Raw genomic sequence first — 16,401 nt, forward strand, 5'->3', positions numbered from 1 at the left:
GGACGGAGGCCCAGCCGGTCAGGCCATGCCAATCCCCCTCCCCCCGTCGTAGCCACTTACGACAATCTCACAGCTTTGGCAGGGCGGCAATCTCACAACATGAGGGAATATCTCACATTTTTCTCGGCGCACGCTGACGGTTACCCCCGGCACAAAAAGCCCCGGCCGATCGAGATCGGCCGGGGCGATTGCGCGTATTCCTTAAAAGGCGAACGATGCGCCGATGAAGAACTGACGCCCGGTGGTGCTATAAACGCGCTGCGACTTGCGCACCTTGCCGCTATATTGATCCGCCGCCTGGTTGGTGAGGTTAAGAGCGTCGGCGGTGATCTTGATGCGATCGGTGATGTTGAACGACATCGACGCATCGACATTGGTGGTCGCATAGCTGTAATTGCCGTCCGGTACTTCGGCCTTGAATGGAAGCGCAGTCAGATAGGCGTCGCGGTACGCAACCGAAACGCGGGCCGAGAACCGGCTGTCATCGTAAAACAGCGTTGCGTTGACTGAATTGGGCGAGACATTGACGAACTGGTCATGCGTCGTCGTCGCAGTAACACCTGCCGACAGGTAATAAAGCACCGAGGATTTGACATAGGTGTAGTTAGCCGCGACGCCCAGATGCTTCAGCGCTCCAGGAAGGAAGCTGAAAGGCTGCTGGACGTTGACCTCGAGGCCCTTGATATAGCCGCCGCTGGTGTTGCGGAAGCGAGTCACCAGGTACACGGTCGATCCGTCCTGGCCCGCGGGCAGCAGCGAGAGCGGCAGGCCGGTATTGCCGAACGCCTCCTGAGCCGCGAGGTTCTGGATCGTGCTCCCCACATCCTTATAGAACAGCGCAACGCCATAGAATGCGCCGCGTTCGGGATACCATTCCAGGCTCAGGTCGTAGTTCTTGGCGCGATAGGGCTCGAGCAGCGGATTGCCGATCGTCGCCGATTGCGCGCCAAAGGTGGTGTTCACCGCGCCGCCCGGGCTAAGTGCGTTGAAACCGGGCCGCGCCATGACCTTGGCGGCCGCACCGCGGAAAATCAGATCCGGGGTCACTTCGAATGACAGGTTGGCCGAGGGCAGCCAGTCTTCATATTCGTTGCCCACCGTTACGACCTGAGTGAGCGACAGATATCCGGTCGATTCCAGCTTGGTCTTGACGTAGCGGACGCCCAGATTGCCGCGCAACGCATGACCGCCAAGGTCGAAATTGAAGTCGCCTTGGCCGTAAAAGGCCAGGTCCTTTTCCGACAAATTGCGATTGTTCCCAAGCGCCGAATTGATGGCGAGGGTGAAATCGCCATATTTGTTTGCGCAATTGCACAGGAGGTTGAGCCCGGTGATGAACTTATCCGCGTCGGGCACCACCCAACCTGTCACGGATCCCGCCGGCAGATTGAGCTGCCCGCCGAAATCGGTGAGCGTCGAACTCAGCGAGCTCAGATTTGGGAAATCGGCTGCAAACTGCGTGAAGTTGAAGGTCTGGTAACCGGTGCAGGCCGCGGGGGGGCTGCCCGCCACCGCCGCGGGGTTGGTCGAGCTGACGGCGCAGGGTGGGCCATTATTGCCGAACAGGCGCTGCGTCTGCGTCGACCGAAACTTAAAGTCCTTGTACATCGTGCCGGCCTTGAACGTCAGGCTCTCGCTCGCCTCGAACTTCAGATTCGCCGCCGCCGTGCGAAGCGTGTTGTCTACGGTGGCCTGCACGATGCGGATATCCGGGGTGAGTCCCGTTCCCGCGTTGGTGAAAGTGACGTTGGCGGGATTGGCCACGTCATAGCCGTAGTTGATCAGCGGACGGCGCACGTCATTGCGCGAGTCCCAGCTATAGCCGTCCTTGTTGAACGCATCGTACGACACGAAGACGGTATAAGGCTGATCGTAGAGCGAACCCGCGAGGCCACCGCGAACATCGAGCGATAACTGGTCGGTGAGCTTCTGTTCCCAACGCGCGCTGACTTCATAGGTCTTGGTGCTGGTCTTCGTCTTTTCCTGGATATGCTTGATGTCGACGCGGTTGAGCCGCATGTAATCGACCTGGCCGTTGGCATCGACGTTCACATCCATGATCTGCGAATCGACGCGCCCCGCGAAGAGCGGGAATGCGGCGGAAGCGCCGTTGACGTTGCGATTGTTGGACGCCAGCGACAACGCATAATCGAGACGGGTTTGATCGAACTTCGAGAAAACGCCGTCCAGCGTGATATGCGTGGCGTCGGACGGCTGGTACTGAAGGGCCGCCGTGAGGCCCAGCCGCTTCTGATCGAGCGTGAAGCGGCCGAGGCCCGGATTACGCGGCAGAAATACATTCGCGACGTTGATCTTCGAATAGGCCACCGGATCGGATGGCAGGCCGGAGAAGCACTGGTTGGCCGGCCGGTTTCCCACGCCCGAAAGCGTGTTGACGAACGGGATCGCAGTGTTGACCACCTGGCTGCCCGGCTGAGCCGGATCGTCGGTAGCGCGTCCGCAGAAGCCATTAAGTGCGTCGGAATAGTCGGACTGCGACGTATCGCTATAACCGTCCTCCTGGGCCAGGCGCGTGCTGTATGCGCCCGAGACAAGCAGGCCGAAATCGCCCCAGGTGTTGCTGATTAGCCCGGCCAGGCGTGGCGCGAAGTTGTTGTTATTGTCGTAATAGGCGCCCTGCGCCGAGACCGCAGCGCGGAATCCGCGCTTGTCGAAAGGCTTGGCGGTCTCGAGCGCGATCGTGGCCGCGAGCGAGCCTTCGTCCATTTCGGCGGACTGGGACTTGCTGACGGTGACGCTGTTGAAGAGCTCCGATGCGAAGGTCGAGTAATCGAAGCCGCGCGTGCGATTGATGCCGGCCACCACGCCGAGCGTCGAGCCCGTCGTGGCTGAATATGCCTCGATCCCGTTCAGCAGCGTGCGGACGAAATCCCCGCCCAGGCCGCGCACCGTGACGTTACGACCCTCGCCGCCGTCACGCGTGATGGACACGCCGGGAATGCGCTGGATCGATTCGGCCAGGTTGGCGTCCGGGAAGCTTGCCATGTCGTCGGCCTTGATCACGTCGACGATGTTGTTCGAACTGCGCTTGGCTGCGATCGCGCTCTCGAGCGATGCACGATAGCCGGTGACGACGATGTCCTCCCCGTCGGCCTCGGCCTGCGTGTCGGCCGCCGGAGCGTCCTGCGCGTAAGCGGGCGACATGGTCGCGACCGTCATGACGGTGGCGATCGCCAGTATCGACGGCCGCAGGAGCCCGCGGCTCCGCTTTTCGGTGTTCAGTGTCATCCCCTACCCTCCAAAAGTCGCCAGCCGGTCGCCCGGCAAGGCCTTGTTGGTTGGGAAGTGGCCCGAGCTTTTTTCATAGCCGCGGAACTGGAAACAGTCCGGCCTAAGTGCCGGGTACACCCCCTGCCTTTTTAGGCAGGGACAGCTTCTCACGATTAGCGAAGGTGTAAAGTCCAAAAGTTGCGCATACGTTCCATATGATGAAATTCATTTCCACGCAGAAACATTTGTTTCGTAAGCGTGCAAATATGACCCACATTGCGTGGCGTTCCCGGCGACCGCATAAATAAGGGCGGCCGCTTCGGGAGAAGCGGCCGCCCTTATCGTTCGTAAAGCGCCTTTTTTAGAGGCGGACGCGCACGCCTCCGTAGATGCGCCGGCCAAAGGTTTCGATCAGCGTCCGGCGATAGATGCTGTTGGCGTTTTCCTTGCGCGTCGCGTCGGTGATGTTGACAGCGTCGAGGAACACCGAGACGTTTGGAGTGAGCTGAAAGCTCGCCGAGGCGTCGAACTGGCCGTAGGCCTCGCCGAACTCCGGATTGTTGCCGCGGCCAGTGGGCGTGATCAGATATTTGTCGCGCCAGTTATACGAGCCGCGAATGCTGAACCCGCCCTTTTCGTAGAAGAGCGAGGCGTTGTACGCAGTCTTGGACAAGCCGGGGAAGGGCAGCGGCCCGCCGGTGATCAGATCGCGCGATTCGAAGCCCTTGTCCTTCTGATAGGTGACGTTGGCGAGCGCACCGAAGCCGTCGAACGGCGCGGGCAGGAAGTCGAACGATACCTGTGCGCCCGCCTCGACGCCGTCGATCGTCACCACCTGGGTGCCGTTAACCGGCAACGTGATCGTGTAGAGAATGCCGTCGATCGTCTCAGGCTGAGTCGTGTTGAAGATGAAAGAGTCGATCACCTTCTTGAAACCGGTGACTGATACGAAGCTGGTGCGGTTGATATAATATTCCAGCCCGAGATCATATTGGCGCGCGCGGAACGGGGCGAGCCCCGGGTTGCCGCGCGAGCCGGTGCGCCCCACCACATCGGTGCGGAACGACGGGGCGAGTTGGCCCTGTTGCGGTCGCGCCAGCACCTCGGTTGCGGTCGCGCGCCCGATCAGCCGGTTCGGGATGAACTCGGCCCGCAGGTTCAACGTTGGCAGGAATTCGGTATATTCGCCCACGAAGTTCACCGGAACGAGGACGTTCGGATTGGGCGCGTTGGTGATCAGGCGATTGCCGCTGGAGGTGGTCTTGGTGTTGACCACGCGCGCGCCGATAACGCCGCTGACTTCGAAGCCCAGATCGAAGCGAAACTGGGCCTGGAGATAGCCGGCTAGGTTCTTGTCGGTGACTTCCCAGGTATCGAGCGGCAACGGGCTGCCGAACGGATCGGGAATCCCGACCGCAGCCGCGACTTCGTTACCGAGATTGAGGAAACGCTGGATACCAGCGAAGCCCAGCGTGCCGGTGTTGAAGAAATTGTGATCGCCGAGTGAGGCGTTCTGCTGAACGATGTTTTGGAGCTGCGCCGTCAAAGAAGCGGGCGTGGTCGTGCTTTGGACGACATCGGTGCGCCCGCCGAAGGTGCTCGTATTGCTCACCGTCGTTGTGCCGCTGAAGCCGTTCAACACCTTGGTCACAGAGAAGAGCTCGCTGTCCGAGCTCAGGTTGCGGGCTTCGAAACCCGCCTTGAGCGAGGTAAGGAAGCCCCCATCATCCGGCCGATAGTCGAAATCGAGCTTCGCGCCATATTCGGTCTGGAAGTTATAGCGCGGCTGCCGGAGCACGGTCAGCCGGTTCATGCCGGCGACCTTGGTCGGATCGAACGGAAGGATGATGTTCGGGCCCTGCTGCGGATTTCGGTAGTCGATCGTCAGCGACGAGACGCCGAGATAGTCGCCCGTTGCGTTTATCTCGTTATTATAGGCGCGTGAGCGGGCATAGCTGGCGCGGCCCGAAATCTTGAGCTTCCCGAGCGTCCAATCATATCCGAACTGGCTGTTGAAGGTCTTTCGGTCGATCTGCCCCAGGATGTTGCGCAGCGAAACCGCCAGCTGGGACGGCACGGCCAAGGTCGAAATGTTATTGAACCGCACGAAGCTGGTGGTGTCATCGGGCCCGATCTTGACCGTCGGGATGTCCACGCCGCTTCCCGCCCCTGCCGCACCGATCGCGGTGGTGAGCTGGAGGAACTGACTGTCGAGCGTCTGCACGCCAGTCGTGTAGGTCGCGTCGATCCAGGTCTTGAAGTCGTCGCTCGGCCGATATTCGAGGATGCCGTTGAACGCGTAGCGCTCGGTCTTCTCGCGGTTGATGATATTACGTGGAATATCGGGGAAAAAATCGCCCTGCCCATCGGCATTGAAGTCATAGAACTGGTTGCCCGCCGCCGGGCTTCCGTCGATCCGGCGCCAGCCGGTGGTGCGGGCCTGATCATAATAGAGGCTGCGATTCTCGTAGGTGGCCGAGACGAGCACGCCGATAGTGTCCTGTGCGAAGACCTTGCTGCCGATCACCGCGAGCTTGGGATCCCAGGTCTTGCCGACTTGGCCATAAACACCCTGCACCGAGCCCGCGAGGAAGCCTTCCTTGCTGTCGAACGGCCGGCGCGTGATGATGCGGACGGTGCCGCCAAGGCCGCCTTCGGTCATGTCGGCGGAGACCGACTTGACGACTTCGAGCCGTTGGACGAACTCGGCGGGCAGCTCGCGGAAATCGACCTGGCGGCCGCTGCCGACCTGCGTGGAAAGCGCGGTCTGGCCGTTGATTTCGACGCGAGTCAGCTCGGGCGCGGCGCCGCGGATCGAGATGTTCTGCCCTTCGCCCGCGCCGCGGGTGAGCTGGACGCCGGTCACGCGCTGGAGCGCCTCGCCGATATTCTTGTCCGGGAACTTGCCGATATCCTCGGCCGTGATCGCGTCGATGACAAGGGCAGAATCCCGCTTCGCATCGAGCGCGCCGGCCAGGCTGGCACGGATGCCGGTGACGACGATCGTGTCTTCATCCTGATCGGCCTGCGTCGTGGTCTCCTGAGCCAGGGCAGCGCCCGGCACCGCGGCGCCCAGCAGCATTGCCGCCGCGACTATTGCCCGGCTCGAAACGCCATTGCGAAAACTCGCGCATGCAAAGGAAATCGCCATCGTCCACCTCCCCTGGGTTAAGCGGGCGCCGCCCGCATCAGTATCGAGAGTTGATCTCCCGTCTTGTATAGTGGAACTATGTCGCAATACGTGGGCATGATGTCAATGTGATTATGAGAGCGCAACGAAAACCCCCGGTCTCAAAAAGTTAGAGCCTGTTGCGAAACTTACCGGTCGGAATGAGCCGGAATGTACATTAAAGGGCGAGAAAACGCCCGGCACTGAGGAGAGACTGTCATGGTGAAGTCACGTCGCGAGTTCCTCGCATCGTCCGCGTTGGCGACGAGCGTCGGACTATTCGCCCCGGCCGCCGCGGGGGCATTCAGACGACCCATCGATCCGGGTCCGTTCGAGGCCAACTGGCAGTCGCTCGTCGCCAACTACCATTATCCCGAATGGTTTCGCGACGCCAAGTTCGGCATCTGGGCCCATTGGTCGGCGCAGTGCGTGCCCGAGCAGGGCGACTGGTATGGCCGCCGCATGTATCTCCAAGGCGACAAGGCCTATGACTATCACGTCAAGACCTATGGCCATCCGTCCAAGGTCGGCCTCATGGAGCTCCAGAACATGTGGCGCGCCGAGCGCTGGGAGCCCGAGAAGCTGATCGCGCTCTATAAGCGCGCCGGGGCGAAATATTTCATGTCGCTGGGCAGCCATCACGACAATTTCGACGCATATGATTCGGCGTACCACGGCTGGAACTCGGTCAATATCGGAGCGAAGAAGGACATCGTCGGCATCTGGGCCAAGGCGGCGCGCGCGGCAGGGCTGCGCTTCGGCATCAGCAATCACAATAGCTGGGCGCCGCGCTGGCTTCAGCCCGCTTATGGCTATGACGGCGAAGGGCCAATGGCTGGCGTACGCTACGACGCATTCCGCCTCACCAAGGCGCAGGGCAAGGGCACCTGGTGGGAGGGCCTTGATCCCCAGGATCTCTATACGGGGCCCTCCGTCGTTATTCCGAGCGGCTACAACACCGCTGCGAAGGTTCGGGACTGGCATACGAAATGGACCAGCCTCGCACGCGAGAACCCCCTTACCTCCCCGCGCTTCACCGAGAACTGGTTCATGCGCTGCAAGGACATGGTCGATAAATACCGGCCCGACCTGGTCTATTTCGACACCAACGAGCTGCCCCTCGAACAGGCAGGGCTCGATTTCGCCGCGCATTATTACAATGCCAGCGCAGCCGCGAATGGCGGTCGCGCCGATGTCGTCATAAACGCCAAGCACATCGCGCCCGATCACATGGGCGCGTTCGTCGAAGACATCGAGCGCGGCACCGCGAAGGGCGCCCGCACCGACGTGTGGCAGACCGACACCTGCATCGGCCAGTGGCATTACGATCGGCCGCTTGCCGAGCGGAATGGCTACAAGACCGTGGCGCAGGTGTGCCGGATGATGCTCGATATCGTCTCGAAGAACGGAAACCTGCTGCTCAGCATTCCCATGCGGGGCGACGGGACGATTGACGAGCACGAGGTCCGGTTCCTCGAGGGAATGGCCGCTTGGATGGACGTGAACAGCGAAGGCATTTACGCCAGCCGCCCCTGGAAGATTTTCGGCGAAGGCCCCGTGGCCGACGGGCGATGGACGCCGCCCAAGGGAGCACCCAAGGAAGCGCCCATTCCCTACACCGCGGAAGACATCCGCTTCACCACCCGGGCAGGCGCGCTTTACGCTTATGCGATGGCGGTTCCTTCCGATGGCAAACTGCTGATCAAGAGCATTCCCAAATCCGCAGGACGCGTCACCGGCGTTTCGCTCCTCGGCAAACGCGGCCGCGTGAAATGGTCGCAAACGCCCAACGGCCTGGCGGTGACCGTGCCCGCGCTTGGGGCTGACGCACACACCGTGGGACTGAGGATAAGAGGGCTAACCATCTGACTTAAGTGATCGATTGGCACGGGTTTCATATATAAAACACTTTTGCGTTGGCGCATCGTGTGCAAGAACGAGGGCAAATCAAACGGGTCGAGAGGGTGCGCGGGTGGGCAAGAACGATAGTGGCAATAGCGGGCGCAGAACCTGCTTGTTGCTAGGCCTGTTTGCGGCGTGCGCCGTCACGCCCCCCGCCTGGTCGCAGCAGGTAACCGTCCCCAGCGCGAGCGGGGGGCCACGACCCAATCTCGCCGGCCAAATCGCTCGTCCGTTGCGCTATCGCCCTGTCGATGGCGGGTTCGCGATCACCAATGGCGAAGAGCGGTTCAACCGTCCGCTTTACGGGGGCAACACCGCGTTCCGAGTGGACGGCGGGGACAAGCCCGAATTCTCGGTCTATTTGCCTGGGCGCGGCGGAAATCTGCGCTTCGCGGTGGAGACCGACGGAAAGATCTGGTGGCTTCACGACGCCGCCAGGATCGTCACGCGCTATCTTCCCGGCGAACTGCACTACGAAATCCGCGATCCCCGGCTGGGCTCGGCTTCGCTGCGGCTGGAAGCGCTGGCTTTCCGCGATACCGAGGGCCTGATCGTCCGGCTGAAGGGTGACAAGCTTCCGGCAGGAACGAAGCTGCGTTGGGCGTTCGGCGGGATCAATGGCGAGCGCGGCGCGCGCGACGGCGATATCGGCACCGAGCGAGTTCCAATCAGCCAGTATTTCCAGCCCCAGCCAGCCTTCGCCAGCGGCAACCGGGTCGAGACCAGCGACCAGGGCTTCCGGATCAGTGCGGCGGCTGCGACGATCGCGGGAACCACCTCCGAGGGCAGTTCGACGGTGGGGAACGCCGACGCCTGGGACAATCCCGCCGCTCTCTTCGCCCCCGCGGGCTCAGCGGACCGCCCCATCGCCACCGGCACGCTGATGATATCCGAAGCCCCCGCCTATCTCGCGCTCAAGGTGCTCTCCCGCGCCAACGCCGCCAACTCCGACCTCGCAATCTATCGCGAAGTCTCGGAGCGCTCGACGGCCACCGTCGACACGCCTCGGGACGTGACCGCGTTCGCTCCGGCGGACCTCGCCACTGCGTTCGAGCGCGCCCGCGCCAGCTTCGCGGCCCTGCGCGCGCAAGTATCGATCGACACCCCCGACCCCTGGATCAACGCCGCAATGGCCGCGACAGTGATAGGCGGCGACGCGACTTGGGACGACCAGGAACAGGCGATCATGCATGGCGCGGTTGCCTGGCGCACCAAGCTGCTCGGCTGGCGCGGGCCATACCTGCTCGACGCCCTGGGCTGGCACGACCGGGCCAAGGCCAATTTCCGCTACTGGTTCGGCCGGCAGAATGTCGAGCCCGTGCCGTCGACGATCCCGCCCGCCGACGAAGACAGCAACCTCGCGCGCAATGAGAAGGCGCTGCACTCGAACGGAGACATGTCGCGCTCGCATTACGACATGAACGCGGTCTTCATCGACGCACTGTTCCGGCACCTGTTGTGGACGGGCGACCGCAAGCTGGCGGAAGAGGCATGGCCGGTGATCGAGCGGCACCTTGCCTGGGAGCGCCGCCTGTTCCGCCGAACCTATGGCCCGGAGAAATTGCCGCTCTACGAAGCTTATGCCCAGATCTGGGCGAGCGACGACATCGCCTATAATGGCGGCGGCACGTCTTATGCTTCGGCCTATAATCTCTATCATAACCGCATGGCCGCGCGCCTAGCCCGGATGCTCGGCAAGGACCCCGCGCCCTATCTGAAGGAAGCCGACCTGATCGGCCGGGGAATGCGGCGGCATTTGTGGATGCCCGAAAGCCGCAGCTTCGCGGAATATAAGGATTTGCTCGGCCGGCAGATGCTCCACCCCAGCGGCGGGCTGTGGACCTTTTATCACACGGTGGATTCGGAAGTGACGACGGCGCGCGAGGCATGGTCGATGGCGTCCGGCCTGGAGCGCGAGGTCCCTCGGATACCGATTCTGGGCGAGGATGTTCCCGCGGATGCGAAGTACGGCATGTACGCGACCTCGGATTGGATGCCCTATTACTGGTCGGTCAATAATGTCGTGATGGGCGAAAACCTGCACACCGCGCTCGGCCTGTGGCAGGCGCGCCGCCCCGAAGCCGCATTCACGCTCGCCAAGAGCTCGCTGCTGGCAAGCATGTATATGGGCATTTCGCCGGGCAATGTCGGGTCGATGAACTATCTCGACGTGTACCGCCGCGAATCCCAGCGCGACTTCGCCGATGCCGGGGGAGTCACTTCGCGCGCAATCGTAGAGGGGCTGTTCGGAGTTCGACCCGATGCGCTTTCGGGAGTGCTCGAAGTGGCTCCCGGCTTCCCTGCGGCCTGGGACCATGCGGCGCTGCGACACCCCGATATTGGGGTGTCGTTCCGCCGCGACGGCAAGACCGAACTCTGGACGGTCAGCCAGGCAGCAGCGCGTTTCCGCACACTCAAGCTGCGCATTCCGGCGCGGTATGACCGACTGGCGGTGGAAGCAGGCGGACGGGTGATCCCGTGGCGCGCGGATTCTGACGCCATTGGCGCACCCGCGGCCATCATAGACCTGCCTTTTGGAACATCGGCCCAAGTCACTTTGCGTTGGACGGGAGCCCCTATCACTTCGTCTGAAGGCAATGGCGCAACGCTGGTGAAGAAGCGCCAGGGCGCTTTCACCTGGCTGAGCCCAAGCGGGGCGGCGCTGGCCGCCAGGGTGGAGCCCATGCTGCCCAAGGTCGCGCCGACTGGGATATCCGAACCGCTCGACTTGTCGCGCGCATTCAATGACCGCGTGACTGCGATCTTCGCCCCGGGAAAATACCGCAGTCCGCGCTCGACTTACACTTCGCTTGCGCTTCCCGCGCAGGGGCTCGGCGCATGGGCCGGGCACGTCAAAGCGGCGGCCACGATCGACGACACGGGGCTGCGGCGCGTCGCGGCGGAAAATGGCGGGCGACTGGTCCTGCCGGACGGTGGCTGGTTCGCGCTATCGTCCGCGCCCGACAAGCCCAATGCCGCGTTCGTGTCGCAATGGGATAATTATCCGCGCGAAATATCCGTGCCGGTGCAGGGCAAGGCCCAGGCGCTGCGCCTGCTGATGGCAGGCACCACCAATCCGATGCAGAGCCGGATCGACAATGGCGAGGTGATCGTCACCTATGCCGATGGCGGCCAGGCGAGGCTGCCTCTCTATAATCCCACCACATGGTGGCCCATCGAGCGCGACTATCTGGTCGATGATTTCCAGTTCCGCTCGCCCGGCCCGCCGCCGCTGCGCGTCGATCTCAAGAGTGGCAAAGTCCGGGTGGCCGCACTTCGCAGCCGGGTCCCTTCCGAGATCGACGGAGGGGCGGCGACGGTCCTGACGCTCATACTCGATCCGAAACGCCCGCTCCGCTCGGTCACGATCCGTGCGCTGGCGAACGAAGTCGTGATCGGAACACTCGCTGCAACACTGGTGCGCTGATGACCATGCTTCTCTTTCTCGCGGCCGCAGCGCTGTCAACAACCGCCGCCGACGTTCGTCGGGGCACGGCATCGGTAGTCGCGATGGACCCGGCCGCCGATACATCGTGCTTGAAGATCGATCGGCGCTGGTCCGGACCCATCCTCACCACGCGCTTGATCAGCCGCTGCAGGGCGGCCGTCGCGATCCGGGAAGTCGTGGCGCTGCAGGGCGCGCACGATCTGCCGCCCGAGACCGGACTCTACGGGGAGGGCTTCACCATGCTCACCCTGGCGGTAGGTACGCTGGGCAAGCCCGAAAATCTGGGGCGGCTCGACTCGGTCCACTACAAAATCCCGCAGCCAGCCGGCTCGCAGACCTATTATGGCGCCGCATTGCTGTCACCTCCGGGCGCTGATCACCTCCTCGTCGGCTTCCTCTCGGCCAAGCGGTATGTCGGAGCAGTCAATCTCTGGCGGGACCGCTACCGCGTCGCCTTCGATGCCGAGGGCCAGCGCATCGCGCCCGGCGAAAGCTGGAGCTTCGAGCCGATCTACGTGAACGGCGGCCCTGCGCGCGGCGCGCTGATGGCCGACTTCGCCGGAAGGATCGCACGCACGAACCGGGCCCGTGCTGAAGCGCCGGTCCATACTGGCTGGTCGTCGTGGAATGCGTTTCGCGAACACGTCACGTTCGACCAGGTCGTCGCGACCACGAAGATCGTCGCCGATCGCGCTCCGATGCTCGATTACATTCAGCTCGACGATGGCTTTCAGCCCTATGAGGGCGATTGGCTGGTCACCCGGCCGGCTTTCGGGGGCACGATCCCGGAGATGAGCAAGGCGATCCGCGCGCTTGGCAAGAAGCCGGCTCTCTGGGTCGCGCCGCTCGTTGCCGATCGCGATTCAGCCTTGCTCCGCGAACATCCCGATTGGTTCGTGAAGGGGCCGGACGGCAAGCCGCTGTCGGCGGGCACGGTCAGCTATGCCGGCTGGGGTGGCCCTTGGTACAGTCTCGACGGCTCGCACCCGGAGGTGCAGCGCCATCTCGAAAGCATGTTCCGCACGATGCGCCGCGACTGGAACATCGATTATTTCAAGCTCGACGCGCTGTTTTGGGGCGCGATCCATGGCGGAACCTTCCACAATTCGAAGGCCACTCGCCTGTCGGCTTATCGCCTAGCCATACAGGCGATCCGGCGCGGTGCGGGCGACGCATTCGTCACAATTGCCAACGCCCCGCTCTGGCCCTCGATCGGCTTCGCCGACGCCTCCCGCGCATCCAACGATGTCGGATATCACTGGCGCTCGTTCCGCGTGGTGGGGCGCGAGAACCTCTACCGCTCATGGATGCATCGCACGCTCTGGGTCACGGACCCCGATAGCATCATGCTGTGGGGCCAGGCCCCGCCCAAGATCGGCGAGAAGCCCGCGGATCCCGCGATGCCCAACGAAATGCGCGCGCACTGGACCTCCATCTACATGACCGGCGGCATCTTCCTCACCGGAGACGATTTGACCGCCCTCCCCGCCGAGCGGCTCAAGGTGATGGAGGACCTCGGCCGCCCCGAGGGCTTCGCGCCACGCTTCGACAATCCCGATCTGTCCTTCATTGATACCGAGAAGGGCCCGAAGGCCGCGTTCAACTGGAGTGATGAAAGCCGAACGATCGCCCTAACCGGCCCGCGCGGCTCGACGTGGAAGGATCACTGGACCGGCCAGACCGTGACCTTCGACGGCAATGGCCGCGCCAGCGTCAATGTCCCCGGCCGCGACGCCTTGCTCCTGCGCCGGGGCAAATAGCCAATGGACGCCAGTCGCAGGCGGCTCGTGCTCGCGGGAGCCGGCGGGATTGGTGCGATGGCGGCAGGAGCGGCTAACGCGGGACCATTGCCGCCCGCCGGCCCGAACGAGGCGCGGGTCGATGTTCGCCATTTCGGAGCGAAAGGGGATGGCGCAGCGATAGACACGCCAGCGATCAATGCCGCGATCGATCATGCCGCATCGCGCGGCGGCGGCGTCGTGCATTTTCCCGCAGGGACCTATGCATGCTTCACGATCCGGCTGAAGAGCAACATCACGCTTCACCTGGATCCGGGCGCCGTCCTCCTCGCCGCGTCCACTCCGCGCGAGGGCCTTGCGAGCGGCGGGTATGACCAAGCCGAACCGCAGGATCCTGCAATCGAGCCCTACCAGGATTTCGGGCACAACCATTGGCGCAACAGCATGATCTGGGGCGAAGGGCTTCATGACATCGCCATTACAGGCACTGGGCTCCTATGGGGCAAGGGCCTGAGCCGCGGTGCCAATGACCGCGACTTGCCGGTGGCCGAGAGGCCGGGCGTCGGCAACAAGCTCGTCGCGCTGAAGAATTGCCGCAACGTGCTCCTCCGCGACTTCCAGGTGCTCCAGGGCGGGCATTTCGTGCTGCTGGCGACGGGCGTCGATAATATGGCGATCGACAATCTTCTGGTCGACACCAACCGGGATGGCTTTGATGTGGATTGTTGCAGGAACGTGCGCATCAGCCGCTGCACGATCAACTCGCCGAGCGACGACGCGATCGTGCCCAAGAGCTCGTTTGCGCTCGGCTATGCCCGACCGATCGAGAATATGACGGTCTCCGATTGCCTGCTCACCGGCGGGTACCAGATGGGCTCGGTGCTGGACGGGACGTGGAAGCCGATCAAGCCCGGCGTGGTGCCGATCGGGCGCTTCAAGCTCGGCACCGAATCCAACGGCGATTTCCGCAATATCACGGTCAGCAATTGCGTGTTCGACCGGACGCGGGGCGTGTGCCTGTTGACGGTGGATGGCGGGATCATGGAGGACATAACCTTCAGCGGCATCGTCATGTCCGGAACCTATCAGGCGCCCTGGTTCCTCCGCCTCGGCCGCCGTATGCGCGGCCCGGCGGGCGTGCCCATGGGCAAGATGCGCAGGATCAGGGTCAGCAATGTGACCAGCTCCGGCGCGGGTCTGATGCCATCGGTGATCGCCGGGGTGGCGGGGCATCCGATCCAGGATATCAAGATAAGCGACGTCTATCTTGGCCACGCCGGCGGAGGCACGGCGGAGATGGCTGCGCTGGAGCCGCCAGCTGCTGAGCGGGCTTATCCCGAGCCGCGCATGTTCGGCGAGCTCCCGGCGAGCGGGTTCTTCATCCGCCATGCGCGCAACCTGGAGATGAGCAATGTGGAAATCGCGCTGGAAAGGGCCGATGCCCGCCCCGCGATCTGGATGGAGGATGTAAACGAGGCGGATTTCTTTCGCACCACGGTGCGCGCCGGGACAGCCTTTGCGATGAAGCGGGTCACTGGCTTTCGCAGCTTCGGCGGCCGCTCTATTCCGGATGCGCGCCATGACGACGCGCCCCTGATACGGATCGAGACCGGCGCGGCGGCCGCAAATCAACCTCAGGAGCCTTGAATGCTGAAATCCGCCATTGCCCTTGCTGTCTTGGGCCTTGCGCCGCAGGATGTTCCGAAGTCCGACCCCGCCGCGCAGACGGGCCCGTCCCCGGTGCTGCCCGCGCCGTATACGACGCCCTCCCAGACCAATAACCCGCGCCCTATACCCTTTGCCGAGGGAGAAGGGCCGCGTGCACCGCCGGGATTTGCCGTCAAGGCCTTCGCCCGCGGCCTGCAATCGCCTCGCAATGCAATCGTCCTGCCCAACGGTGATGTCCTGGTCGCGGAGGCCAAGACCGAACGGAAATATGAGGACCCGCAATATCGCGACGCGGGCGCAAACCGGATCACTTTGCTGCGTGATATCGATGGCGACGGGGTTGCCGATCAGCGCTCGGTGCTGCTGCCCGGACTGCGCCAGCCTTATGGCATGGTGCTCAACCAGGGGCGCCTATATGTCGCGGATACTGATGGCATCTTCTGGATCACGTTCAAGCCCGGCCCGACGACGCTTCCGGCTAATATAGCCAAGACCTATATCGCCCGCTTCAAGCCCGGCGGCTACAACAACCACTGGACTCGCAACATCGTGTTGAGCGCCGACGGCAAGGCGCTGTTCGTCGCCATCGGGTCAGCAAGCAACGCCGGCGAATATGGCGAGGCCGAGGAAGAACGCCGCGCGATGATCTTGAGGATCGAGCTGGCTACGAACCGCGAAACCGTGTTCGCGTCCGGCATCCGAAATCCCGTGGGCATGGCGATCCAGCCGGGCACGGGCGCGCTGTGGACGGCGGTCAATGAGCGGGATCATCTCGGGGACGATCTGGTGCCCGACTATATCACCAGCGTGAAGAAGGGCGCGTTCTACGGCTGGCCGTGGAGCTATTACGGCAAGCACGAAGATCCCCGGCTCAAGGGGCAGCGCCCCGATATGGTCGCCCGCGCGATCGCTCCCGATTATGCGGTCGGCGCGCATGTCTCGGCCCTAGGGATTTTGTTCGGCAACAACTTGAACTTCCCAGCGCAGTACCGCCAAGGCGCCTTCGTCGCGCGCCACGGATCGTGGAACCGTTCCGAATTCAACGGCTACGACGTTTCGTTCGTAGCGTTTCGAAACGGCAAGCCCTCCGGCCCGCTCAAGCCTTTTCTGACCGGCTTCACCCGTGGCGGCAAAGCCGTGCTCGGACGTCCTCGTGCCCTGGCGGTCGCCAAGGACAAGGCGCTGCTCGTCGTCGATGACGCGGCAGGCACGATCTGGCGGGTGGCCGCAGCGCCGTGAGCAGG

Annotated in this window: 7 protein-coding genes; 5 read left to right on the forward strand and 2 right to left on the reverse strand. The window is 63.2% G+C overall.

Annotated elements, in window-relative coordinates; translation table 11 throughout:
• Positions 1–201: 201 nt before the first annotated feature.
• Both VF617_RS13495 and VF617_RS13500 read right to left on the reverse strand, forming a co-directional pair.
• Positions 202–3,249 carry a TonB-dependent receptor gene (locus VF617_RS13495; RefSeq protein ID WP_331015408.1) on the reverse strand — a complete coding sequence of 1,016 codons (3,048 nt, stop codon included), beginning with the start codon at positions 3,247–3,249 and terminating at the stop codon, positions 202–204.
• A gap of 343 nt (positions 3,250–3,592) precedes the next feature.
• Positions 3,593–6,382: a TonB-dependent receptor gene (locus VF617_RS13500; protein WP_331015409.1), complete on the reverse strand. Its 2,790-nt coding sequence runs from the start codon at positions 6,380–6,382 to the stop codon at positions 3,593–3,595.
• A 237-nt stretch (positions 6,383–6,619) separates the two neighbouring features.
• On the opposite strand from VF617_RS13500, the gene VF617_RS13505 reads away from it, so the two are divergent.
• From VF617_RS13505 to VF617_RS13525, 5 genes are all read left to right on the forward strand, one after another.
• The gene (locus VF617_RS13505; RefSeq protein WP_331015410.1) at positions 6,620–8,269 is read left to right on the forward strand and encodes an alpha-L-fucosidase; all 1,650 of its coding nucleotides are present in this window, start codon (positions 6,620–6,622) and stop codon (positions 8,267–8,269) included.
• 265 nt (positions 8,270–8,534) lie between these two features.
• Positions 8,535–11,729 carry a DUF4450 domain-containing protein gene (locus VF617_RS13510; protein WP_331015411.1) on the forward strand — a complete coding sequence of 1,065 codons (3,195 nt, stop codon included), beginning with the start codon at positions 8,535–8,537 and terminating at the stop codon, positions 11,727–11,729.
• Positions 11,729–13,510, forward strand: coding sequence for a glycoside hydrolase family 36 protein (locus VF617_RS13515; RefSeq protein WP_331015412.1), 1,782 nt, complete (start codon positions 11,729–11,731; stop codon positions 13,508–13,510). The genes VF617_RS13510 and VF617_RS13515 overlap by 1 nt, the downstream gene beginning before the upstream one ends.
• A 3-nt stretch (positions 13,511–13,513) precedes the next feature.
• Positions 13,514–15,136, forward strand: a complete 1,623-nt coding sequence (locus VF617_RS13520; protein WP_331015413.1) for a rhamnogalacturonidase — start codon at positions 13,514–13,516, stop codon at positions 15,134–15,136.
• Positions 15,137–16,396 (forward strand): sorbosone dehydrogenase family protein, encoded by a 1,260-nt coding sequence (locus tag VF617_RS13525; protein ID WP_331015414.1) that lies wholly within the window; start codon positions 15,137–15,139, stop codon positions 16,394–16,396.
• The last annotated feature ends 5 nt before the right edge of the window (positions 16,397–16,401 follow it).

It is taken from the genome of Sphingomonas sp., assembly GCF_036388215.1.
Classification (GTDB): domain Bacteria; phylum Pseudomonadota; class Alphaproteobacteria; order Sphingomonadales; family Sphingomonadaceae; genus Sphingomonas.